Source organism: Azorhizobium sp. AG788, assembly GCF_943371865.1.
Lineage (GTDB): Bacteria > Pseudomonadota > Alphaproteobacteria > Rhizobiales > Xanthobacteraceae > Azorhizobium.
Genome location: NZ_CALRWL010000009.1, coordinates 89,873 through 115,385 on the forward strand (window position 1 = coordinate 89,873; position 25,513 = coordinate 115,385).

The 25,513-nt window shown below is 66.7% G+C and carries 9 protein-coding genes; 3 read left to right on the forward strand and 6 right to left on the reverse strand.

The genetic code is table 11. From position 1 onward, the window contains the following. Window positions 1–6 precede the first annotated feature (6 nt). The 6 genes from AAG816_RS07985 to AAG816_RS08010 all read right to left on the reverse strand — a co-directional run bounded on the left by AAG816_RS07985 (window position 7) and on the right by AAG816_RS08010 (window position 21,289). Entirely contained in the window at window positions 7–1,611 is a 1,605-nt protein-coding gene (locus AAG816_RS07985; RefSeq protein ID WP_341989054.1) for an ABC transporter substrate-binding protein, read from the reverse strand. 193 nt (window positions 1,612–1,804) lie between these two features. After that, complete coding sequence (locus AAG816_RS07990) at window positions 1,805–2,974, reverse strand: amidohydrolase/deacetylase family metallohydrolase (RefSeq protein WP_341989055.1); 1,170 nt, start codon at window positions 2,972–2,974, stop codon at window positions 1,805–1,807. A gap of 47 nt (window positions 2,975–3,021) precedes the next feature. Then, complete coding sequence (locus AAG816_RS07995) at window positions 3,022–3,957, reverse strand: N-carbamoyl-D-amino-acid hydrolase (RefSeq protein WP_341989056.1); 936 nt, start codon at window positions 3,955–3,957, stop codon at window positions 3,022–3,024. Between the two features lie 427 nt (window positions 3,958–4,384). Then, entirely contained in the window at window positions 4,385–5,800 is a 1,416-nt protein-coding gene (locus AAG816_RS08000; RefSeq protein ID WP_341989057.1) for a tetratricopeptide repeat protein, read from the reverse strand. Then, window positions 5,793–7,619 carry a sulfotransferase gene (locus AAG816_RS08005; protein ID WP_341989058.1) on the reverse strand — a complete coding sequence of 609 codons (1,827 nt, stop codon included), beginning with the start codon at window positions 7,617–7,619 and terminating at the stop codon, window positions 5,793–5,795. Before AAG816_RS08005 ends, AAG816_RS08000 begins: the two co-directional genes overlap by 8 nt. Before the next feature lie 164 nt (window positions 7,620–7,783). Then, window positions 7,784–21,289: a hypothetical protein gene (locus tag AAG816_RS08010; RefSeq protein WP_341989059.1), complete on the reverse strand. Its 13,506-nt coding sequence runs from the start codon at window positions 21,287–21,289 to the stop codon at window positions 7,784–7,786. Window positions 21,290–21,970: 681 nt separating this feature from the next. Between AAG816_RS08010 and AAG816_RS08015 the strand changes: the two genes are divergently transcribed. The 3 genes from AAG816_RS08015 to AAG816_RS08025 are packed head-to-tail and all read left to right on the forward strand — an operon-like array spanning window position 21,971 to window position 25,508. Next, the gene (locus AAG816_RS08015) at window positions 21,971–22,795 is read left to right on the forward strand and encodes a creatininase family protein (RefSeq protein WP_341989060.1); all 825 of its coding nucleotides are present in this window, start codon (window positions 21,971–21,973) and stop codon (window positions 22,793–22,795) included. 36 nt (window positions 22,796–22,831) lie between these two features. Beyond that, complete coding sequence (ggt, locus tag AAG816_RS08020; RefSeq protein ID WP_341989062.1) at window positions 22,832–24,511, forward strand: gamma-glutamyltransferase; 1,680 nt, start codon at window positions 22,832–22,834, stop codon at window positions 24,509–24,511. Between the two features lie 28 nt (window positions 24,512–24,539). Then, complete coding sequence (locus tag AAG816_RS08025) at window positions 24,540–25,508, forward strand: 2-hydroxyacid dehydrogenase (protein ID WP_341989063.1); 969 nt, start codon at window positions 24,540–24,542, stop codon at window positions 25,506–25,508. Window positions 25,509–25,513 lie beyond the last annotated feature (5 nt).

Consider the following 25,513-nt stretch of genomic DNA (forward strand, 5'->3'; position numbering starts at 1 on the left):
GTCCGGTTACGCCGACTTGGACACGCCCCAGAAGAACGGCAGCGGCCCCTGGGTGATGCCGGAGACGCTGTCGCGCCACGCGGTGTAGCTCAGGAAGAAGCCGGTGGGGGCGTAGGTCACATTCTCGATCGCCGCCTTGTTGAGCTTGCCGATGGCGGCCTTCTCTTCTTCCACATTCTTGGCGTCGAACCAGGACACGATCTCGGTTTCCACCGCCGGGCTTTCCGGCCAGCCGAACCAGGCCTTGTCGCCATTGGCGCGGATGGCGGGGTAAGCGGCCGGATTGGTGCAGTCGGCGCCCGCATGCCAGGTGTGGAACATGCTCCAGCCGCCCTGGGTCGGCGGGGTCTTCAGGGCGCGGCGGGAGCCCACAGAGCCCCAGTCGGTGGCCACGAAGTCCACATTCATGCCGAGCTTCTTCAGCAGGTCCACGGTCACGTCGCCCTGGGCCTTGGTGATGGGCTGGTCCTGCGCCACCACGCACACCACCGGCTCGTTATTGTAACCACTTTCCTTCAGCAGCTTCTTGGCCGCTTCCAGATTGCCCTTGCCGCTCTTGAGCACCTCGCCGCCCACTTCGGTGTAGAGCGACGTGCCGGGGGTGAAGAAGCCGGGCACGATCTTCCACAGCTTCTCATCGTCGCCGGCCACGGCGCGCATATAGTCCTCTTGGCTCAGGGCCATGAGCACCGCCTGGCGCACCTTGGGATTATTGAACGGCGGCTGAATATGGTTCATGCGGAACGAGCCGATGTTGCCCAAGGGATCGCCGATATCCACCTTGAGGTTCTTGCTCTTCTTCAGCAGCGGCACCAGATCGGTGAGCGGCTGTTCCCACCAGTCCACTTCGCCATTCTGCAAGGCGGCGGCGGCGGTGGCGGGATCGGGCATCACCACCCATTCGATGCGGTCCACCAGCATCTTCTTGCCGCCGGACAGCCAGGACGGGGCTTCCGAGCGCGGCACATAATCGGCAAAGCGCTCGAACACCGCCTTGGCGCCGGGCACCCATTCGCCCTTCATGAACTTGGTGGGGCCGGAGCCGACATATTCGGTGATCTGCTTGAACGGATCGGTCTGGGCGATGCGCTCGGGCATGATGAAGGCGATGGGCGCATTGGTCTTGCCCAGCGCCAGCTTCATCTTCGGGAACGGCTTGGAGAGCACCCAGCGGAAGGTGGTGTCGTCCACCGCCACCAGTTCCTTCTGGGTGGCCTTGATCATGATGCCCATGGGATCGCGGGCGGACCAGCGGGTGAGGCTGGCCACCACGTCCTTGGCCAGCACCTTCTCGCCGTCATGGAATTTCAGGCCGGGACGCAGTTTGAAGGTCCAGGTCAGGCCGTCGGCGGAGACCTCTTCGGATTCCACCATCTGGCGCTGCGGCGTGCCGGAGGAATCCAGCCCGTAGAGCATGTCCCACACCAGGGCCGAGGCGTTGCGCACCACATATTGGGTGCCCCAGATGGGATCGAAATTGGCCAGGTTCGCCTGGGGAACGAAGCGCAGCGTCTTCGCGGCACCCTGGGCGAGCGCGGGCATGGCCAGCCCACCGCTCATGGCCAGAGACCCGGCGCCGGCCACACCCTTGATGAATGTCCTGCGGTCCATGATATTCCCCTCGGATTGCCTGATCTTTGACCAGTCTGGTTGGGATCGCCTTGTTCTTCGGCGTATTACCCGCCCGCTTTGCACGGGAGGGGTGGAAAGACTCAAGGACAGTGGCCAGGTCCCCAGCCAGTCCAGGCAAATGCCATGCCATCCATTTTTGCGGACGAACGGCACATGGCGGTGTAAATCTTGACTAGACCGCGCGTTTCTTGAAACGCTGTGAGCGCTTGGGATGCCACCACTTGCCCGCAAGCACGACGCCCTCGGAGGCGATCTTGCGGTCGCCGATCAGATGCTCGCCCACGGTATCCACATAATCGAACTTCCCCTCGCGCACGGAGAGGATGGTGGCGTCGCCGGCACTGCCGGGCTTCAGCGAGCCCAGCTCCGGGCGCTTCAGCGCCATGGCGGCATTGACGGTGGAGCGGGCGATGATCTCCTGAAGCGGCATGCCCAGCATCAGGAATTTCGACATGGTGGTGACCTGGTCGAACGCCGGCCCCTCGATGCACAGCGCGTGCACGTCGGAGGAGATGGTGTCGGGCGGGAAGCCGTTGGCCAGCATGGCGCGGGCGGTCTTGAAGGCGAACGAACCCTTGCCGTGGCCGATGTCGAAGATCACCCCGCGCTCGCGGGCGCGCAGCACCGCCGGCTTCACCGTCCCCTGCACGGTGGCCGGCGAATTGGGGAAGGGGCGGAAGCAATGGGTGAGCACGTCGCCCATGCGCAGGCGGTCCACCACTTCCTCATAGCTCGGCGGCGGATGGTCGATATGGGCCATCAGCGGCAGGCCGGTCTCCTCGGCCACCTGCAGCGCGATATCCAGCGGCGCAACGCCCGAAGTGCCGGAGGCATGGGCGCCCACGCGCACCTTGATGCCCACGATCACGTCCCGGTTGGCATCGGCCACCGCGACCGCGTCGATGGGATTCATCAACCGCATCTCCTCGCTCTCGCCCACCATGACCCGCTTGCCGAAGCCATAGATGCCGGCGTGCGAGACATGCAGATAGGCCAGGATACGCACCTGGCTGGGCTCGATCACATGCTTGCGGAAACCGGCGAAATTGCCCGGCCCGGCGCTGCCCGTATCCACTGCCGTGGTGACGCCGGAGAGCTTGCAGAAGTCTTCCGCATCGATGCCCAGCGAGGTGCCGCCCCAATAGACATGGGTGTGCAGATCGATCAGGCCGGGCGAGACGATATAGCCGGAGACGTCGCGCACATCGGTGGTGGCGTCCGCCTTCAAATTCTTGCCGACCTTGGCCACCTTGCCGCCGGTGAAGGCGACGTCGGCGATGCCGTCCAGTTTCTGCGAGGGGTCGATGACGTGACCACCGCGCAGGATGAGATCAAAAGCCATGGATCATGCGTCTCCAGAGACGAAAAACATCAGGGGCAAAGGAAAGCTCAGTCCGGCGGGATGGCCCCCGCGCGGGCGGTGATCAGCCCGTATTGGTCCGGCTGGCGATGGCGGGCGAAATTGAAGGTGGTCTCCTTGTAGGAGGCGCACAGGTCCAGATCGCAGCGGGCGATCACCAGTTCGTCGTCCTGGGTCAGCGCCTGGGCGACGATCTGGCCGGTGGGGGCGATGATGGCGGAGGCGCCGATCATCTCGCAGCCTTCCTCCACCCCGCATTTGGCGGCGCCCACCACCCAGGTGCCGTTCTGATAGGCACCGGCCTGCATGGCCAGATGGTTGTGGAACTCGGACAGCCGGTCGTGTTCGGGCGCCGGCGGGTTGTGGCGCGGGGTGTTGTAGCCGATGAGCACCATCTCCACCCCCTGCAGGCCCATGACCCGATAGGTCTCCGGCCAGCGGCGATCGTTGCAGATGGCCATGCCCAGCACGCCGCCCAGCGACCGCGTCACCGGCCAGTTGAGATTGCCCACCTCGAAATAGCGCTTTTCCAGATGCTGGAACGCGCGCCACGGCTCATGCTCGGCATGGCCGGGCAGGTGGATCTTGCGGTATTTCAGGACGATGGCGCCGGTCTTGTCCACCAGGATGGAGGTGTTGAAGTGGCGCAGACGGCCCTCCTCCTCCACCAGTTCGGCAAAGCCGAGATAGAAGCCGATGGCCAATTCCTTGGCGAGATCGAACAAAGGCTGGGTCTCGGGCGCGGGCATGGCCCGCTCGAAGAAGCTGTCGACTTCGGCCTGGTCTTCCATGAACCAGCGCGGAAAGAAGGTGGTGAGCGCCAGTTCGGGAAACACCACCAGATCGCAGCCATTGGCGCCGGCCTGACGCAGAAGGGCGCACATGCGGGCCACGGCCGAGCCGCGGTCATCGGCCCGCTGGATCGGCCCCAGCTGGGCCGCGGCGACGGTCAGGATGCGCGGCACGGGCACAGTCCACACACGGTCGAACAGCGCATTGCAATGCCCCCAAGTCGGAAGGTCCCCGATGGAACCGCCCCCTCCAGTCAGCAAATCTCATGCCAAAATGCCGGATGTGTTCCGGTGGTATTCCAGTTGGATGGTGCGCCAGGGGTGCGGGGGCGCGGCCCCGCACGGTCTGCGGATCGCAGCGGATGGCGCGGCGCGCCTCTGCCTATAATTTGAGCGGAACGCCTTGAACAGGGTGGCGCAGGAGCAGGCACCGTCCGTCACAGGGCGTCATCGGCACCCAAGCGGTGCACGGGCCGATCCCGGCGGGGGGCAGCGCCGTTCCAGACCATTTCCCCGCTTCTCGACTCGGTGAAATTCTCTATCTATCTGATTTATAGCGCTTTCTTCACGCGAACCGGACTCCCTTTCGCGCGGGAACGCTCTAGGCGGCGCCCGCCAGGCGCGCCGCTACCGCCGCCACCGGTGCGGCCCAGGCATTGGGCGCGGGCTGGCGGAACAGTTCCACGCTGGGATACCAGGGGCTGTCGCTGCGATCCCGCAGCCAGCGCCAGTCGGGCGCGAACGGCAGCAGCGCCGACACCGGCCGCCCCATGGCCCCCGCCAGATGCACGATGGAGGTGTCCACCGCCACCACCCGGTCGAGGATCTCCAGAATGGCCATGGTGTCGGTGAAATCGGCGATCTCGGCGCCCAGATGGATCAGCGGCGCGGCGCCGTAATAGTCCGCCACCTGCGCCGACGCCGGCCCCATCTGCAACGACACCAGGGCGGTGCGCTCCAGCGTGGCCAGCGGTGCCAGCAGCTTCAGCGTCATGGAGCGGTTGAAGTCATTGCCATGGGTGGGCCGTCCCGCCCACACGATGCCGATGGCCGCAAAGCCATTGGGGATCAACTGCCCCAGCCGCGCGCGCCAGCGCGCCACCTTGGCCGGATCGGCGCGCACATAGGGCACGGGCACCGGGATCGAGCCGAGATCGGTGCCGAACAGCCGCGGCAGGCCGGACAGCGGGCAATAGGCATCGAACGCCGGCACATGCTCCCAGCGATCCGCATATCGGGTGATGCCCGCCTGCTGCATCACGATCGGCTTCATTTCCGAACTGCACGCCATGACGAGGTTGGGGCACAGCTTGGCCACTTGCGAGACGTAGCGGCAGAACTGGATGGTATCGCCGAAGCCCTGGTCGCCGATCAGCAGCAAGGTGCGGTCCGGCATGGGCTTGCCATCCCACAACGGCTTGTCCTTGTGCGGCAGCAGGCTGGGCGAATTGGGCAGATCGAACCGCCATTCATATTCATCCCAGCCCTCCGCGAACTGCCCATCCAGCAGCAGGGCTTCCGACAGCTCGAAATGCGCCGCCGCCATGCCCGGCTCCAGCGCCAAAGCACGGCGGGCGTAGACGATGGCCTCGTCAATCTCCATGCGGTCGTAATGGATCACGCCGAGATTGTAATTGGCACCCGCATCGTCGGGGGCCAGGTCCACCGCGCGGCGGCCATGGGCCAGGGCCTCATCCAGCCGGCCCTGGCTGCGATACAATTCGCAGATGTTGCGATGGAAGAGCGGGTGATCCGGCGCCGCCGCGATGGCCTGCTCCAGCCGGGTGATCGCCTCATGGGGCCGCTTGCGCTTGTGCGCCAGGATGGCCGCCTGATGCAGCGCCGGGGGATAGGTGGGCCGGGCCTCGAGCACCTGCGCCAATATCTGCTCGGCCGCGTCCAGGCGCCCGGCCTGATCATGGGCTTCCGCCTCCGCCAGCCAGGCGTCCACGGTGCGCACCACCCCGCCCTGCGTGGCGGTCTCCTGCCCTGCCATTGTTTGCCCGGCGCTAGCCATCGATGGAATATCCGAGGCGCGTGATCATCGGCTCCAGGATCGGGATCACCGGCGCCAGATGCTTCAGGTAATGGCGATAGCGATAGCGGGAATCGTCATAGAGCTTCTCGGTCACCTGCGCGTAGCTGGCGGTGCGGGCATAGCGCTTGTTCTCATGGAATTTCAGGCAGCGCTTGTCGAACGGCAGGTCCGCGAACGCCAGCATGCGTCGCACATGGGTTTCCTGGTCATCGACAATGTCTTCATAGCGCACCGCCAGATACTTCAGCGTCATCTCGCGGCGATAGTGCTCCACCAGATCCATCACCAGCACATAATGCTGGGCGATGGTCTCCAGCGCATTGGCGCAGTAGAAGCCATGGGTCAGATGATTGGAATAGACCGACAGCACGATGTCGAGGGGATGGCGCAACACATGGATCAGCGGCGCATCGGGGAACATCAGCGCGATGAGCCCCATATGGGTCTCATTCAGCGGCATCTTGTCGGTGAAGCGGGTCGCGCCCGGCTCCAATATGCCCAGTTGCTTCACCCTTTGGAGGTAATAGTCGCGCAGATTGTCCAGGCCATCGCACTGGTCGCCCATCCACAGGTCGGCCAAAGCCTCGGGATAGGCCAGGGGACTGGCGAGCATGCGCGGCATCAGATTGGCGATGTCGTGCACGAAGGTCAGTTCGTCGCCCGCGGACACCTTGGGATGGGCGGACAGGGTCTGCTCCACCATGGTGGTGCCCGAGCGCGGGAAGCCTAAGATGAACAGCGGCCGCGGCCCGCTCTCCACCGGCTTGGCGCGGGGCACGATGCGCAGGCGGTTGGCGGTGAAATAGGCCTTCAACCGGCCGGCCTGCTGGGCGGCATGCTCGGCCAGATAGACCATGCCGCTCTGCTCCACATTCAGCCGCTTGCCGGCCGCGAAGGCGGCGAAGGCCTCGTCATAGCGGCCCATCTTGTCCAGCAACCGCCCCTTTTCCAGGAGGTCGTTGGTGCCGAGCCCGCCGCCGGGGCTCTGCTGGGCCATCTGGTCGAGGATCGCCAAGGCGTCGTCATACTGCTTGGTGCGCCCGCGTACCACCGCGCGGTGCAGCAGGATGCTGGGATGGCCCGGCGCCAGCGCCTCCGCCTGATCCAGCAAGGCATCGGCGCGGGCGAAATCGCGGTCGGTTTCCTCCATGCGCGCCCAGCCCAGCAGGGTCTGGAGGATGGTGGGGGCCAGCGCCGTGGATTCCTCATAGAGCGCGCGGGACTCGGCCATCTTGCCCTGGTTCTTCAGGTTCCAGGCCAGATTGGCCAGCAGGATGGGCTGGCGCTGGCCGAGCAGTTCCAGCGCGCGGCGATAGTGAAATTCGCCGACCTGGGGCTTGTTCAGCTCGGTCATGATCATGCCCATCAGATTGTGCGACTGAGGGTCCGTGGGCGCGATGCGCACCGCATTGCGGGCATGCGTTTCCGCTTCGGCCAGATCGCCCTTGCCGAACAGCAGCAGCGCCAGTTCCTGGGTTGCCCACACATTGTTGGGGTCCAGCAGCACCAGCCGGCGCACCAGCGCCTCCGCCGCCGCCATGGCGCCCTGCATCTTGCGGATCTGATAGAGCACCGCCAGCGCCCCGCCCTGCCCCGGCGCCAGTTCCAGCACCTCCAGGCACAGCCGCTCGGCGTCCGCGAACGCGCCCTTGGTGTGGCAGGCGATGGCCTCATCCACCAGGGGCAGCAGATGCCGGCTGGCGGCCGCCGGCCCGAGGGTGGCGAGATCCAACTGGCAGCAGCGCAGCGGGCGCAGCCCGCTGCCGCAGGCGCAGAGATTGGGGTGCAAAGCGTTCATGGGCCGAATGTCCTGAAACCTCTGGGCGTGTCAACTCACGCCGGCCGCTCATCCCGCAGGCGGGTTCACCGATCCGAGTGGGTCCGATGAAACCGGTTCTCGGACTGTGATGGAGACCGTCCCGGTCAGGCGCGACGCCAGCCGACCGGAACGTACCGGAGCCCTTAGAACGACCAGGTGAACGAACCGGTCACCGCATTGTCCTGCACCGTATTGGACAGCGTCCCGCGATACGAGACGCCGAGCTTGATGCTCTCGCTCAGCTTCCAGTCGGCGCCCAGTTCCAGCAGCGCCGCATTGCGCGCCAGCGGCGCGCCGGTGACGTTGAAGTTCGCCCCGGTGCTGGTGAAGGCCAGATAGGCCGCCGGATCCAGATCACCGAAGGCATGCTGCCAGCCGATCATCATGCGCGGCATCAACGTGGTGCCATTGCCCAGCGCCCAGCTGGTGCCCAGCCGCAGGCCCAAGGTGGCATAGGTAATGTCCGCCGTGGAGCTTTGCAGGCTCAGCGCCGCCGCCCCGCCGATCTCCTGCGCCGAGCCGGTGTTCAGATGCACATAGGTCAGGCCCGCGAACGGCTCCAGCGCCAGTCCCTGCCAGGTGAAGCCATAGCCCACCTCGCCGAACACCTGCGCGGTCTGCGCCCCATAGCTGCTGGTCAAGGCGTTGCTGAAGCCGGGGAACAGGACCGTGCGGGCCATGTCCACGTCGCTCCAGCTATAAGCGGCGCCAACGCGCACATTGACCGGCCCGAAGGCGCGGCCCGCATAGAGGCCGAGGCTGTAGGTGCCGATATCCGCGGAACTGGCGCGATCGGTGATGGAGAGGTTGGCGCTGGTATAGCCGCCGGCCACGCCCACCCGCCAATCCTCGCCGATCCGGGCATCCATGCCGGTCATGAAGCCGGAGCGGTCATGGCTCACCGAAGCGGCATTGCCATTGCCGCTGATCTCGCCCCAGCCGCCGAACGCTTCGCCCCACGCCACCAATTGGGAGGCGCCGCCGTCGGCCACGGCGGATGTCGACCCCGCCCCGGCGATGGCCACCACGCCCGGCCGTGCGGACAGGCCGCTGTCCGCCGCATAGCCCAGCGCCGGCGTGGAGGTGACGCGCGCCGGCCCGCCCGATCCCAGCGCCACAGCGGCGCCGCCGGCCTCGCCATAGGCCTGCTGCCGCAGGCGGCCCAGCATGGATTGCGCCACCACGCGGCTGTCATCCAGCAGCGCCGTGCCGACGCTGGCATAGGCCTCGCCGGAGAGCATGGTGAAGGCGACGCGGGCGCCGGCCACGCTCTGCCCCACCACCGCCTGATAGAGCGCCGACCCCGACCCGCCCATCTGCACCGCAGTGGCGGTGTTGAACTGGTTGCGGGTGGTGGCCACGCTGGAGAATAGCACCGGCTGCGCGCCGGTGGAGAGCGTCAGCGCCGCGCCCTGGGCGCTGTAGCTCACCTGCGGGATCAGGAACGCCAGATCGGTGGTGATGGTGCTGAACTGGCCGCTCAGCCCGGTGCTGGTCAGGATGGAATAGGTGGTGGAGGCATTGTAGGCGCCGGTGCCGGCCAGCACCGACAAGGTGCCATTGAGCGTCGCGGTGCCGGACACCAGCAATTGCGAGCTTTGCCCGGCCGGATTCACCGCCACCTTGAGCGTCCCGCCGGCGGTCTGCTCGAAATTGCCGGTGACCCGCAGTGCACTACCCGCGGCCCCGGGCTGGAGCGTACCCGCATTGGTCACCGAGGCGATGGTCCAGTTGCCGGTGGCGTTCCACACCGCCCCGCTGGCGATGGTGAGCGCGCTGCCGGCGCCGAAATTGGCGATGGTATTGGTCAAGGTTCCGCTGCCGGCGAGCGTGATCTGCCCGGCGCCGGAGCCGCCATCGATGGAGCCGTTCAGCACCGAGCCGGTGGTGAGGGTCAAGCTGTTGACGCCGCTGGCGAACTGCACCGCCACACCGCCGGTGCCGTCGATGGTGCCGCTATTGGTGGCGCTGGCGCCGGTGCCGGTGAACTGGAGGCCGATGACGCCGCCGATGGTGCCGGAATTGGTCAGCGAGGCATTGCTGCCCAAGGCGAGGCCGGCGATGGCATCATCGAGGATGGTGCCGGCATTGACCACGGTGCCGCCGGTGCCCACCTGCACGCCGAAGATGCCGCCCTGGATGAAGCCGCCGCTGGAATTGGTCAGCATGCCGCCGGCGCCCAGGTTCACGCCGGTATCGGCAGTGCCGACGATGCTGCCGCTGTTGGTGATGGTGCCGCTGCCGGTGACGCCGTTCACCGTGCCCTGCACGGAGCCGCTATTGGCGAAGCTGCCGGTATTGCTGACCGAGCCGGAGCCGCTGATGGTGCCGGTATTGCTCATGCTGCCGGAATTGCTCAGCGTGCCGTTATTGACCAGCGAACCGCCATTGCTCAGCGTGCCGCTGTTGGCGATGCTGCCGCTGCTGGTGAGCGTATTGGTATTGCTGAACGTACCGCTGGAGGTGATCTGGCCGTTGTTGGTGGCGGAATTGGTCACCACAACCACACCATTGTTGGCCAGCGTCGCCCCACCGGCGACATTGAGCGTGCCGTTCAAGGTGCCATCGTTGGTCAGCGTGCCCGAGAGCACCGCCGCATTGGTGATGGTCGAGCCCGCATCGACGGCCTGGGTGGCGTTCAGGAACGCCACATAGCGGAAGCCGACCGCCTGCACATTCTGCAACGAGGCGCTGCCTTCCACCACGATGGTGTTCACGCCCTGCGTGCCGTCGGCAAGTCCGATCAGCGCGCTGCCGCTTTCCAGGATCAGGCGATTGGTGCCGCCGGCGAACTTCACCGCGGTGCCGCCGGCCCCGGAGATGGTGCCGAAATTGTCGATGGTGCCGGAGGCGCCGCCGCTGAACAGCACGCCGACGCCGGCCGTCCCGGTGCCGGAGATGGTGCCGGTGTTGGTGATGGTCGCGGTGCCGCTGGCAATGGCGAGGCCCGCCGCTTCGCCGGTGATCAGGCCGGAATTGCTCACCAGCCCGCCGCCGGCAAGCGCAACGCCCGTCCCGCTGGTGCCGGCAATGGTGCCGGAATTGGTGAGCGTCCCGACGCCGGAGAAGGAAACGCCGGTGGCCCCGCCCTGGATCAGCGCACTCGCGCCGCTGTTCGCCACCGTCCCGGTGCTGAGGGCGACCCCGACGCCGGTGGCGCCGCTGGCGAGGATCGTGCCCGCATTGGCAATGACATTGCCGCCCGCGCCGCCGGAGATCCCGGCGAGGACGCCGGTGATGCGCCCGCCCGCCTGATTGTTCACGGCACCGGTTCCGGCGAGCATCACCGTGGTGGCGACGCTGCCGCTGTTGGTGAAGCCGCCGCTGTTGGTGAACACGCCCGCACCGCTGATGGTGCCGGCATTGGACATGCTGGCCGCATTGTCCAGGGTGCCGCTGTTGAGCAGCGCCCCGAGATTGGCGAAGCTGCCGGTATTGGCCAGGCTGCCCAGGTTCGCGAACGTGCCCGAGGTGGTCAGCCGGCCGGAGGTCCTGAGCAGCCCGTCATTTTCAAGGAATGCCGTGCTGGTGAACGTCCCCTGATTGACCATCGCCACCAGGACCGTGAACGAGCCGCTATTGGCGATGGTGCCCGCATTGGCGGAGCTGACCCCGGCCTGGACCACGCCGCTGGTATTCAGCGTCGCACCCAGGTCCACGGTGACCTTGCCGTTCAGCGTGCCCTGGTTGGTCAGGGTGCCGGAGATCACGGTGGGGTTGGTGATAGTGGAGCCGGCATCGATCACCTGGGTGGCGTCGATGAAGCCCACATATTGGAAGCCGATGGCGTTCACCCCGGAGAGCGTCGCGCTGTCGCGCACCACCAGGGTATTCACGCCGAGGCTGCCGTCGGCGGCGCCGATCAACGTGCTGCCGCCTTCCAGGATCAGGCGGTTGGTGCCGCCGGCGAATTTCACCGCCGTGCCGCCTGCCCCGGAGATCACCCCGAAATTGTCGATGGTGCCTGAGGCGCTGCCGGTGAACAAGACGCCGGTGCCCGCCGTGCCGGTACCGGCAATGGTGCCGGTGTTGGTGATCGTCGCCGTGCCGCCGGCGATCTGCACGCCCGCAGCGCCGCCGCTGATCCGGCCGCTGTTGGAGATGCTGCCGCCGAGCGCCAGCGCCACGCCATAGCCCAGCACGCCGGCGATGCTGCCGGCATTGATGATGGTGCCCAGCCCGCCCAGCGCCACGCCGGTGAGACCGCCCGAGACCACCGATGTGGTTCCCGTATTGGTCACGCTTGCCGCGCCGCTCAGCGCGATGCCGGTGCCGGTGATGCTGCTGGCGGAAATGGTGCCCGCATTGGCCACCGTGACACCGCTGCCGGTGATGCCCGCCAGGAGGCCGGAGATGCTGCCGCCGGCCTGGTTGGTCACCACGCCGGTGCTGGTCACCGTGACCGTGCCGGCGATGCTGCCGCTGTTGGTCAATTGGCCGGAGGTGGAGAAGGTGCCGGCGGTCGAGACCAGCGTGCCGCTATTGAGCAAGGTACCGGTATTGCTCAGCAGACCATTGTTGGTGAGCAAGCCGGTGTTGGTGAAGCTGCCCGCATTGGTCAAGGTGCTGGCGACGGTGAACGACCCGCTATTGGCGATGACGCCGCTGTTGGTGGAGGCCGCATCCACCGAGACCACGCCCGAGGTGGTCAGCGTGGCGCCGCCGCTCACCGTCACCTTGCCGTTCAGCGTGCCCTGGTTGGTCAGGGTGCCGGAGATGACCGTCGCATTGGTGATGGTGGAGCCGGCATCGATGGCATTGGTGGCATCGATGAAGCCCACATATTGGAAGCCGATGGCGTTGACGCCGGAGAGGACGGCGTTGTCGCGCACCACTAGGGTGTTCACGCCCAGGCTGCCGTCGGCGGCGCCGATCAACGTGCTGCCGCCTTCCAGGATCAGGCGGTTGGTGCCGCCGGCGAACTTCACCGCCGTGCCGCCTGCCCCGGAGATCACCCCGAAATTGTCGATGGTGCCGGAGGCGCTGCCGGTGAACAAAACGCCGATGCCCGCAGTGCCGGTGCCGGCAATGGTTCCGGTGTTGGTGATCGTCGCCGTGCCGCCGCCGATCTGCACGCCCGCCGCACCGCCGCTGATGCGGCCGCTGTTGGAGATGCTGCCGCCGAGCGCCAGCGCCACGCCATAGCCCAGCACGCCGGCGATGCTGCCGGCATTGATGATGGTGCCCAATCCGCCCAGCGCCACGCCGGTGAGACCGCCCGAGACCACCGATGTGGTCCCGGTATTGGTCACGCTTGCCGCGCCGCTGAGCGCGATGCCGGTGCCAGAGATGCTGCTGGCGGAAATGGTGCCCGCATTGGCCACCGTGACACCGCTGCCGGTGATGCCCGCCAGGAGGCCGGAGATGCTGCCACCGGCCTGGTTGGTCACCACGCCGGTGCTGGTCACCGTGACCGTGCCGGTGATGCTGCCGCTGTTGGTCAACTGCCCGGCATTGCTCAGCGTTCCGCTGACGGACATGGTGCCGGTATTGGTCAGGGTACCGCTGTTGCTCAACACGGTGAGGCTTTGGCTGCCCCCGAGGCTCCAGGAGGCGCCGCTGGCCACGCTCACCTGCTGGAAATTGGTGGCGGAGAGCGTACCGGTGCCGGAGGCGAAGGTCAGGGTATTGGTCCCCGCCCCGCCGTCCACGTTTCCGGTGAAGACCGCACCGGAAAGCACGGTGAGCACATCGTCGCCGGCGCCGAACTGCACCGCGGTGCCGCCGGTTCCGATGAGGGTGCCGCTGTTGGTGAGCGTGCTGTTGAAGCTCCCCGAGGCGAGGAAGCCGGTGCCGCCGGTGACGGTGCCCGCATTGGTCACTGTGGCCGGACCGCCGGTGATGTAGACGCCGGTGGTGGTGCCGGAAATGAGACCCGTAGCGGTGTTGATGACATCGCCGCCGCCCAGCAGCGAGAGGCCGCGCACACCGCCGGAGATGCTGCCGTCATTGCTTACCGACCCGACACCGCCGGCCATCCGCACCCCGTGCAGGCTGCCGCTGATGATCGAGGCGCTGCCGGAATTGGTGATGCCGCCGCCGGCGGACAAATAGATGCCGCTGCCGCTGGCGCCGGTGATGGTGCCGAAATTGGTGAGGGTCCGCGCCGAAGCGCCGGTGCCGGTGATACCGTCGGTAGCGCCCTGGATCAGCGCGCCGGCCGCATTCGACAGCACGCCCGAGCCGGACAGGGTGACCGTGCTCAGCACCGTGCCGGTGTTGAGCAGGGTTCCGCTGTTGACCACAGTGTCCAGGTTGCTCAGCGTGCCGGCATTGATCAGCGTTCCGGCATTGGTGATGGTGGCGAACGTCTCGGTTGCCGTGACGGTCCAGCTGGCGCCCGCATCGATCTGCAACACTTCGAAATTGCTGAAGCCGCTGAAGGATCCGCTGCCGGAGACCAGTTCCACGGTATCGATGCCGGCGCCACCGCTGATGCCGCCGGTGAAGGCCGCGCCGGAGAGCAGTTTGAGCAGGTCGTTACCGGCGCCGAACTGCACCGCGGTGCCGCCGCTGCCAATGATGGTGCCGCTATTGGTCAGGGTATTGTTGAACGTTCCGCCCGCGTCGGAGAAGCGCACGCCGATGGACTGGCCGGACAAGGTGCCGGCATTGGTGACGACGCCGACCCCGCCCGCCACCTGCACGGCGATGGCGTTGCTGGAAATCAGCGCCCCGGTGCTGTTGGTGAGGGTGCCGCCACCGCTCAAGTCGACGCCCGCGATGCTGCCGCCGCTGATGGTGCCCGCATTGAGGATGCTGCCGGTGAACCCGGCGGCGCCGAACACGCCCTGCCCGGCGCCGGTGATGAGCCCCCCGGCCTGATTGGTCAGCACGCCCGCGCCGCTCAGGGTCACCGTGCCGGAAATGCTGCCGCTGTTGGTCAGGCTCCCGGTTTCGATGAATACGCCGGCGGTGGTGATGAGGGTGCCGGTGTTGGTGAAGCTGACGGTGTTGGTCACCGTGCCGGGGTTGGTCAAGGTGCCGGCATTGGTCAGGGTGGGGATCGACAGCACTGTCCCGAGGGTCCAGGAGGCGCCGGCATCCACCACCACCGTATCGAAATTGGTGAAGGCGGATGCGGTGCCGGTGCCGGAGACGAACTCCAGGGTGTTGCTGCCCGCGCCACCATCCAGCAGGCCGCTGAAGGACGCCCCGGCGAGCACCTGAAGCAGGTCGTTTCCGGCGCCGAACCGCACCGCCGTGCCGCCATTGCCGATGATGGCGCCGCTGTTGATCAGCGTATTGGCCAAGGTACCCGTAAAGGCGAGGCCGACGCCGGCGGTGCCGGATCCGGTGATGGTGCCGGCATTGGTCAGCGTGCCGTTCACCAGTTGCAGGCCGAAATCGCCACCGGAAATGGTGCCGGTCGCGGTGTTGGAGACCACGCCCGAGCCCAGGGCCTGCACGCCGATGCTGGTCGCGCTGATGGCGCCCGCATTCACCAGGGAGCCGGTGCTGCCCAAGGCCAGCACAACGCCGGTGGTGGTGCTGCTGATCTGCGCCCCGGCGGCGTTGGTCAGCACGCCCGCCCCGCTCAGGGTCACGGCGGCGGCGATGGAGCCCTGGTTGAGCAGGGTTCCCGCATTGGTCAGCACGCCCCCGGCGCTGATGGTGTTGGCGGTGGTGAAGGTCCAGTTCGCCCCGGCATCCACATTGACGATGGCGAAATCGGTAAAGGTGCGCCCGATGGTGCCGGCATTGCCCAGCGTATCGGTGGCGAATTCCAGCGTATTGGTGCCGGCGCCGGCAACAATGGCGCCGGTGATCACCGAAGTGGGTCGCAGCACCAGCAGATCATCGCCGGCGCCGAACTGCACCGCGGTGCCGCCGGTGCCGATGATGGTGCCGGCATTGATCAAGGTATTGTTGAACGTATCGGCATCGAACGCCACGCCGATGCCCGCCGTGCCGGTGCCGGTGATGGTGCCCTCATTGGTCACCGTGCCGGCCGCGTTGGCGATGGTGATGCCGCTGGCCCCGCCGGAGATGAGTGCCAGCGAACCGCTGTTGGTGACCGCGCCGCCGGCGAGCAGATAGACGCCTTTGCCGGTGGCGCAGCCACCGCGGATGGCGCCGGAATTGGTCACCGCCACCGTCGCGTTGAAACCCTGGATTCCATCGCAATCGCCGGAGATGGTGCCGGTCAGATTGTTGGTCACCGCGCCGCCGAACAGCAGCAGGATGCCGTCACCGAAAATGCCGGTGATGATGCCGTCATTGGTGACCGTGGCGCCGACATTCTGTCCGTAAACGCCGCTGCGGTCGCCGGTGATGCGCGAGGCGGAGCCCAGATTGGCCACCGAGCCGCCAGCCTGCAATTCGACGCCATCGCCGGTGGTGCCGATGATGGTGCCGTAATTGGTGATGGTGGCGGCCGCCCCACGGGCATAGACGCCGTCGTTGCCGCCGGAAATCAGCGACGCCAGGACCTGATTGCGGACAAAGCCGCCTGCATCCAGCACAACGCCGGACCCGGCGGAGCCGCCGAGGATGGTGCCGGTGTTCGCGATGGTGCCCAGGCCATCCATGGTCTTGATGCCGAAACCGGCGGTGCCGGTGCCGGAGATGGTGCCGGCATTGGCGATCGAGACCGACATCACATTGCTGGTGGTGCCGTTCGAGATCAGGACGCCACCCAGGCTGCCGCTGATCAGCGCCGTCGCGCCGAAGTTGACGATGGTGCCGTTGGTGGTCTGGTCGGCGCCGTAGCCGGCGGTGCCGATGATGGTGCCTTCATTGCGCAGCAGCGAGCCGGCATTGCGCAACTGCACCCCGGTGTGTCCGCCTTCGATCCGCGCCGACGTACCCACATTGGTGACGGTATCGGTGTTGAAGCTGTAGACGCCGACGCCGCTGGTGCCGGTGGCGCGGATGGTGCCCGAATTGGTCAGCGTGCCGCCGAACATCATGACGCCATAGCCGACGCCGGTGATGCGTCCGCTGGCATCGTTGCCGATGATGTTGCCGCCGCCGTTGGAGCGCACGCCATTGGTGGTGGTGCCGGTGATGGTGCCGCTATTGATCAGCGTGCCGGTGCCCAGCTGCACCCCGGATACGCCGGACATGGTGGCGCCGGCGTGGTTGGTCACCACGCCCCGGTCCATGTTGACGGCATAGCCGCCGGAGCTGGCGATCAGGCCATAATTGATCACCGTGGCGACGGCGCCGGAGGTGTCGCCGAAATTGACGCCGCCCGTGGCGCCGGTGATGGTCCCGGTGGCACTGTTGGTGACGCTGCCCGCCGCATAGTCGATCACGACGCCCGCGCCGGCGCTGCCGGTGATGGTCCCATCATTGGAGACGGTGCCATTGGCGTTGCGGATGGAAATGCCGGTGCCGCCGGAGATCAATGCGGTGGTGCCAGTGTTGGCGACCCGGCCGCCGGAATTCAGCCAGATGGCGGTGCCGCCGACGACGATGCTGCCCGCATTGGTGACGGTGGGCGTGCCGCTGATGCCGTAGACGCCGGTGCCGGTGGTGGTGATCCGGCCCGTGATCGCATTGTCCAGCGTGCCGGAGCCGGTCAGCGTCACTGTCCCGGAAATGCTGCCGCTATTGTTCACCAGGCCGCTGTTGCTGAGCACGCCGGATGTGGTGGCCAGCAGGCCGGCATTGGAGAGCGTGCCGCTGTTGGCGAGCGTGCCGTTGTTGGTCAACGTCGTGTTGTTGGTCAGCGTGCCGCTGTTGGCCAGGGTGCCGCTGTTGGTGAACGCGACGCCCGAGGCCACGGTATTGGCGCCGGTGAAGGTCCAGCTGGCGCCGCTATTGACCGAGACGATGCCGAAATTGGTGAAGCTGGCGCTGCCCAGCCCGGTGAAGCTGCCGCCGGTGCCGTCGAAGGCGAGCGTATTGGTGCCGGCGCCGCCGTCCACCACGCCGATGAAGGTGGCCCCCGCCTGCAGGGTCAACAGGTCGTTGCCGGCGCCGAACGCCACCGCCTTGGTGCCGCCGGAAATGGTGCCGCTATTGGTGATGGTGTTGTTGAAAGTGCCGTTGACCAGCCAGACGCCATAGTTGGTGCCGATGATCTGGCCCTGGTTGTTCACCACGTTGGCCCCGAAGGAGCCAGAGCCGATGGCGATGTCCGGCGCAGCGATCAGCGACGCGCTGCCGGAATTGGTGATGGTGCCGCCCGCTCGCAGATAGACGCCGTAGGCGTGGCTGGCGATGGTGGACAGCGTGGTCGCCCGGATGGTGCCGGCATTGGTCACGGTGACCGCGCCGCTGAAGCCGACAATACCGATATACGAGCCGATGAGCTGCGACCCGGTCCCCACATTATTGACGATGCCGCCGCCGTCCATCCAGACGGCTTCGTAGCCGGTGATCGTCCCGTAATTCTGGACGGGCCCTGAGGCGCCCGCATAGCCGAACACTCCCACGCCGCCAGCCGGGCCGGTGATGATACCGGTCGCACTATTGGTCAGCACGCCGGTGCCGGTGACCGTGACGGCGCCGGCGATGCTGCCGGTATTGGTCATCGTATTCGTGTTGATCAGCGTGCCGGTGGCGGTCAGCGTGCCGGAATTGGTGAAGGTGCCGGAATTGGTGAAGGTACCGCCAGAGGCAATGGTCAGGTTGCCGGCGTTGGTCATGGACATGGACGCGGCGACGGAATTCACGCCCGTGAAGGTCCAGTTGGCGCCGGACAGCACGCTGGCCACTTCGAAATTGATGAAGCCCGAGCCGCCTAGCCCGTTGAAACTGGCCGCCGCGGTGCCGCCAAATTCCAGCGTATCGGTGCCGCCGCCGCCATCCACCACGCCAGTAAAGACGGCGCCCGGCAGCAGCCGCACCAGATCATCGGTGACGCGGCCGAACTGCACGGCGGTGCCGCCAGTGCCGATGATGGTGCCGCTGTTGATGACCGTATTGCTCTGGCCGAATACATCGATGAACACGCCGATGCCGGAGGCCGTATCGGTACCGATGATGGTGCCGGCATTGGTGAGGGTGGAACCGGCGCCATAACCGTTCAGAATGTTAGCGCCGACGCTCTTGCCGGAGATCGTCGCCCCCGCAGCGTTGGTGACCACGGCGCCACTCTGCAGATAGAGGGCCGCGCCTCCCGTGCTGATGATGGTGCCGTAATTGGTGACGTTGCCCACCGCGCCGCCGGAGGCGAAGAACACACCATTCCCCGAGGTGCCCGAAATCGTGCCGCGATTGACCAGCGTGCCCAGACCGCCGCTGAGGGAGATGCCATAGGCACCGGCGATGACGCTGGCGGTTCCCGTATTGCTGATGCTGCCGCCGCCGGCCAGATTGATGGCGGCGTAACCCGCCCCGCCCACCGAGCGGATGGTGCCGTCATTGATGACCGTGCCCACCGCGCCGGTGATATTCACACCGAACTTGTTGCCCGAGATGGACGCGGCGCTGCCGCTGTTGGTCACCTTGCCGCCGGCGGACAGGTAGACGCCGTTGTTGCCGGACGAGGTGATGGTGCCGAGGTTGGTGAGTGTCGGCGTCACACCGCTGGCATTCACCACCGCCGCCCCGGTGGCGGAAATGATGCCGCTGAGCTGGTTGTCCAAGGTTCCGGTGGCGGTCAGTGTCACCGTGCCGGAGATGCTGCCGGTATTGGTCAGCAGACCATTGTTGGTGAAGGTGCCGGAGGACAGAGTCAGCAGGCCGGCATTGCTGATCGTCTGGCTCGCAGCGTTGGTGAGAATTCCGCTACTGGTGAACGCGCCGCCCGAGGCGATCGCGAGCAAGCGGTTATTGGTCAAGGTGCCGCTATTGGTGAACACGCCGCCCGAGGCGATAGTGACCGTGCCACCGTTGGTGACGGTCCCGCTATTGGCGAACAGGCCGCCGGAGGCAACAATGACGGTGCTGGCTGTGCCATTGTTGGTCAGCGCGCTGCTATTGGCGAAGGTCCCCGCGGCAGTCAGCGTCCGCGCATTGGTGACCGAGCCGGAACCGGCATTGGTAAACGTGCCGGCATTTGCGACCGTCATCTGGCCCAGATTGGTCAGGGCGGCGTTGCCCAGCGTGTTTGAGCCGGTGAAGGTCCAGTTCGCCCCGGTAATGACCGTGACGTTTTCGAAATTGATCGCGCTCACATTGGCGATGGTGCCCGCCGTGGAGCCGCCGAACTGCAACAAGTCGGTACCGTTGCCGGCGTCCATGACGCCGGTGACCACAGCCCCCGGCCGCAGTTGCACCGAGTCATCCAATACGCCGGTGAAGCGGATGGCGGTGCCGCTCGTGCCGATGATGGTGCCGTAATTGATCACCGTGCCGAGGGTGCCCGCGTTCGTCACGCCGACAGTGCCGGAAATAGTCGCCCCGGCATTATTGGTCACCTTGCCGCCCAGCGCCAGCGCAACGCCGACGCCCGAAGCACTGATCACCGTGCCGCTGTTCGACACCGTGCCAGGCGCCCCCTTGATGGCGATACCCCTGGAGCCGCCGGAGATCGTCGCCGCCACCGCGCTGTTGGTCACCGTCCCGCCGGTGGCGAGATAGATGCCGGTCCCGGACGAACCGCCCAGGATCACCCCGGAATTGGTGATGGTGGCGAGGCTGATCGAATAGATGGCAAATCCGCCGGCAGCCCCGACACTGATGGTGCCGGCATTGGTCACCCGGCTTCCACTACCGGCCAAGTAAATGCCCATGGCGGTGCCGGTGATGGTCCCGGTGGCATTATTGGTAATGAGGGAGGTCCCAATGACGCGCACGCCGGGGCTGCTCGCATCGCTGCTCACCACCCCCGAGAAGGTGCCGTTCGCGGTAATGAGGCCGTCATTGACGAGCGTGGCACCCCCGAGCCCAATCTGCACGCCGGACTTGCCAGAAATCGTTCCAGTGGCGTTGTTGTTGATAAAGCCCTTATCGACATTCACCCCGTATGAATTGGTGCCGGTAATCAGTCCGTTGTTGGTGACCGTGGCGTTGGCGCCATCGGTGGAGCCGAAGGTCACGCCATTGTTGGCGCCCGCGATCACGCCGGTGGCGGCGTTGGTCACGCTGCCGCCCGCATACCAGATGGCGATGGCACTATCGCCCGTACTGCGGATGGTGCCGGCATTGGTGACGGTGCCGTTGGCATTCTTGATATAGATGCCGTACCCGCCGGCGGTGATCGATGCCGCGGTGCCGGAGTTGGTGACCGTGCCGCCGGCATCAAAATAGATGCCCCTGTTGCTGGCGGTGATCACGCCATCGTTCACCACGGTGCCCTGCGCACCCAGGATGTTCACGCCGATGGAGCCGGAGATCCGCGCGCCGGTGCCGCTGTTGGTCACCAGGCCGCCGCCGGCGAAGGAAATGCCCGGGACGGAATTGCCGGTGACCGTGCCCTGGTTGGTCAGGGTCCAGATGTTGGCGCCGCTGCCGGCAACCGCGCTGACGGAAATGGCGCTGACGGTGGTGGCGGTGGTGATGAGAAAATTGGTGTAGCCCGGATAATTGTCGAGGGTGGCGCCGGAGCTGGTGGCGCTCAGCGTCTTGGTCTGCGCCTGCGCCGGGCCGGGCAGCGCCACACCCATGGTGACCACCACGGGCGCCAGCATCAGCGCCACGGTGGCGCAACTGCTCAGCAGGGCATCGGTGAAACCACGGCGCGCCCTGCCGCCCCGGCGGCCGCTGGCCCCGGTCCCGGACGGCATCGAGATCGGTCCGCCGTCGCCCATCACGCGCCCCGCTCCGCCCGGATGCGCGCGTGCGTCAGGCCACGCGGCAAGGCATGGCACGGTGATGCGCCGGTCCCGAATCGGGACGGCAGCAGGCCACTCACCTCCCCGATGCCGACCTTGCGCCGTGGCAGATGGGAGGTTTCGACATCACCGTGACCGAACGCAACAACCGGCGCCTGCATAACAAAATCCCACCCGCGACTCTAAATATCCGGCCCGACACAAATTTTTCGTCCGCCTGACCCCATACGGCTAGGCGCTTCCGCAACGTCGCACAGGCAACATCTTGATGACAACACGTGCGGTAGCTTTTTCCGCACGGGGTCAATCACATCGCAAGTTTCTTCCCGCCGCCCAGACCACAGATCGCGCACGGCGTGACCGATTCGCGACGCTACCAAGCTGTCACCGCGATCGGTGAAAGGGGCAACGTCGTTTTTTGATCCTATTCCTGCGCCGGCTACCGCCACCCAGGCTTCAGGGGCCAACGACACCACTCAGCGGTATTCAGATAATGATGCACACCCCACGGGCCGGCGGGCTGCGCCTCGGCGGCCGGCTGTGGCAAGGTGCCAACCGCCGATGCAGAGATTCGGACCGGGGCCGCACGCGGATTTCGCGGGCTGCCGCACCGGCAGCTAAGCCCTGATACCGCCGTTAGAAACCACCGGAGAGACACACGTGGCCAACAAGACAGACCCCAGCGTGCATATGGGCACCATCGCCGGTGGCGAGGCGCGTGAAATTCTGGGGGAAAACCCCGTCATTCTGCTGCCCATGGGCAGCCATGAGGATCAGGGCCCGCACGCCCCCATGGGCGACTATCTGCTGGCGGAGAAGATGGCGGAGCTGATCGCTTTGCGCGCCAGCGCCCGCGGCGTGCGCACCCTGGTGGCCCCGGTGCTGCCGTTCGGCGGCGACGACTGGTTCAGCCCCATGATCGGCGGCATCGCTTTGTCCCAGGCCACCCTCACCGCGGTCATCGGCGACATGGTGGACAGCCTGCACCGCAACGGCCTCAGCCGCATCATCGTCATCAACGGCCACGGTGGCAATGTGGGCCCGATCTCGGAAGTGGCGCGCGAGCTGTACCAGCGCGGCCAGATCCTGCTGCCCAGCCTCTATCTGTGGCGCATCGCCTATGGCCTGCTGCCCGGCATTGTCGGCGCCGAAAAGGCGGCCGCCGTGTCCGGCCATGGCTCCGATCCGCTGACCAGCCTCGGCCTGCACCTGTTCCCGGAGCTGATCCGCACCGATCTGATCCCCGCCGGCAAGCCGCTGAAGCGCGATCCGCTGCTGGACATCCCGTTCACCGGCCTCGGCACCGCCAGCTTCGAGGGCATCGAAGTGAACATGCCCAATGCCTATGACGAGGTCTATCACGACGGCGTCGCCAAGGGCGATCCCACCTTGTGCTCGGCGGAAACCGGCGCGGCCCTCAGCGAGAAGCTGACCGAGCTGTGCACCCGCTTCGTGCTGCACTATGCGGAGAAGGTTCCGGCCTGATCCTCCCCCGCCGTAACGCCTGAACAGGATACCCCCATGCCCGCCGCCCCTCCCCGCGCCCGGATCGCGGATTTCACCTGCGAGAAACTGCCGGCCACGGGGTCGCGCGGCATGGCGGTGACCAACCATCCTCTGGCCTCCGCCGCCGGCAGCGAAATGCTGCTGGCGGGGGGCAATGCGGTGGACGCCGCCATCGCCGCTCTGTTTGCCCTCACCGTCGTCGAGCCGATGATGGTGGGCATTCTGGGCGGCGGGGTCGCCCATCTGCGCCTCGCCGATGGCCGCTCCCTGGTGCTGGACGGCCTCTCTACTGCCCCCGGCCAGGCGCGGGCGGACATGTATGAGACCTTGTCCGACGACCTCGCCACCGCCCGCGATACCCGCGACCGGGAAAACCTCATCGGCCCGAAATCCGTGGCGGTGCCCGGCGCCCTGGCCGGCTGGTGCATGGCGCTGGCGCGCTTCGGCACGCTATCGCTGGAGGATGTGCTGCAACCAGCCATCCGGCTGGCGGAGCGCGGCTTCATCGTCAGCCCCTATCTGGCCAATTGCACCGCCGACTGCGCCGCCGACCTCTCCCGCGATCCCGGCCTCACCGCTTTGTTCCTGCCCGGCGGCAGCGCAATACGCGCCGGCACCCGGCTGATCCAGGCCGACTATGCCGCCAGCCTGCGCCTCATCGCCGCCACCGGCCCCGCCGCGCTTTATGACGGCCCGCTGGGCGCCGCGCTCACCGATTTCATGGCCGCCAATGGCGGGCTGATCGACCAGGCGGATCTGGCCGCGTTCCAGGTGATCGACCGCGCGCCCGTGCGCGGCAGCTATCGCGGCTTCGAGATCCTCGGCCCGCCGCCGCCGGCCTCGGCCGGGGTGCATATCGTGCAGATGCTCAATATCCTGGAGGCCTATGACATTGCCGGCCTCGGCTTCGGCTCGGCGGATGGGGTGCATCTCATCACCGAGGCGCTGAAGATCGCCTTTGCCGATCGAGCGGTCGCCACCGCCGATCCGGCCTTCGTCAAAGTGCCGGTGGACCTGCTCACCTCCAAGGCGTATGCGGACAGCCGCCGCGCCGGCATCGATCTGGCCCACGCCAAGGCCTGGACCGCGGGCATCACCGGCGGAGAATCCAACAACACCACCCATGTCACGGTGGCGGATGCCGACGGCAATGTGGTCTCCACCACCCAGACCATCAATTCCCTGTTCGGCGCCTGCACCCAGATCCCCGGCACGGGGATGCTGACCAACAATTACATGTACAATTTCGATCCCCACCCCGGCCGGGCGCTGTCCATTGCGCCGGGCAAGCGGGTGTTCACCTCCATGGCGCCCATGATGGCGCTGCGCGACGGCAAGCTGGCGTTCGCCCTCGGCCTGCCCGGCGCGCTGCGCATCTTCCCCTCGGCGCTCCAGGCCATCCTCAATCTCATCGACCACAAGATGAGCCTGCAGGAGGCGGTGGAGGCGCCGCGAGTATGGACCGAAGGCGGGGTGCTGGAACTGGAGCCCGCCTTCCCCGATGCGGTGGCCGAGGCCCTCACCGCCCGCGGCCACAAGGTGCTGCGGGTGCCGCGGGTGGCCGGCGGCATGAATGCCATCCAGTTCAATGACGACGGCACCCTCACCGGCGCCGCCTGCTGGCGCGCCGACGGCACGCCGGTGGCCATTTCCGGCGGGCTCGCCCGTGCCGGCGCCCGCTTTTCCATCGCCTGACATTCCTGACCTGACCGGACTGCCCCTTATGACCGAGACCATCGTTCTGCTCGACCCGCTCCCGCCCGCCCGCGCCGATAAATTGCGCGAACTGCTGCCGCCGGGCTTCGTGCTCACCGTCGCCACCGCTCGCGGCGACGACCATCTGAAAGAGATCATCGGCGAGGCGGACTATGCCATCGCCGGCCAGGTGGGCGCCTCGGCCGAGGTGCTGCGGGCGGCGCGCAAGCTGAAGCTGCTGCACAAATGGGGCGTGGGCGTCGATAATCTCGACATCGACGCCGCCCGCGAACTGGGCATCAAGGTGGCCCGCACCACCGGCAGCAATGCCATTCCGGTGGCGGAATTCACTTTGGGCCTGATGCTGGCCGCGCTGCGCCACATCGCCTATTCCAACGCCGAGTTGCAGAAGGGCCATTGGGCCGGCATCGGCGGCCTGCCGCGCGACACCTACACCTTGTCCGGCAAGACCGTGGGCATCGTCGGCTTCGGCGCCATCGGCACGGCGGTGGCCCGCGTGCTGAAGGGCTTCGGCTGCACCATCCTCTATTCCAAGCGCACCCCCCTCTCTGCCGCCGAGGAAGCCGCCCTCGGCGTGAAGCATGCTTCGCTGGCGGAGATCCTGGCGGTCGCCGATGTGGTGTCGCTGCACTGCCCGCTGACGCCGGAAACCGCCAACATGATCGACAAGGCGGCGTTCGCGGCCATGAAGCCCACCGCCATCCTGGTGAATGTGGCCCGCGGCGGGGTGGTGGTGGAGGCCGATCTGATCGCGGCGCTGCACAGCCGCCAGATCGCCGGCGCCGCCATGGATGTGTTCGAGACCGAGCCTTTGCCGGCGGACAGCCCGCTGCTGGGCATTCCCACTTTGGTGGTGACGCCGCATCTGGCGGCCAATGCCTCGGACTTCTTCGCCCCCACGGTCTCGCGCATGTTCGACAATATGGCACGGGTGTCCCGCGGCGAGCCGGTGCGCGAAGGCGACGCCGTCGTTTGACACCC

Excerpts from the sequence above, each read along its gene's own strand:
- AAG816_RS07985 (WP_341989054.1), bottom strand. The coding sequence starts at position 1,611 with ATGGACCGCAGGACATTCATCAAGGGTGTGGCCGGCGCCGGGTCTCTG.
- AAG816_RS07990 (WP_341989055.1), bottom strand. The coding sequence starts at position 2,974 with ATGGCTTTTGATCTCATCCTGCGCGGTGGTCACGTCATCGACCCCTCG.
- AAG816_RS08000 (WP_341989057.1), bottom strand. The coding sequence starts at position 5,800 with ATGGCTAGCGCCGGGCAAACAATGGCAGGGCAGGAGACCGCCACGCAG.
- AAG816_RS08005 (WP_341989058.1), bottom strand. The coding sequence starts at position 7,619 with ATGAACGCTTTGCACCCCAATCTCTGCGCCTGCGGCAGCGGGCTGCGC.
- ggt (WP_341989062.1), top strand. The coding sequence starts at position 22,832 with ATGCCCGCCGCCCCTCCCCGCGCCCGGATCGCGGATTTCACCTGCGAG.
- AAG816_RS08025 (WP_341989063.1), top strand. The coding sequence starts at position 24,540 with ATGACCGAGACCATCGTTCTGCTCGACCCGCTCCCGCCCGCCCGCGCC.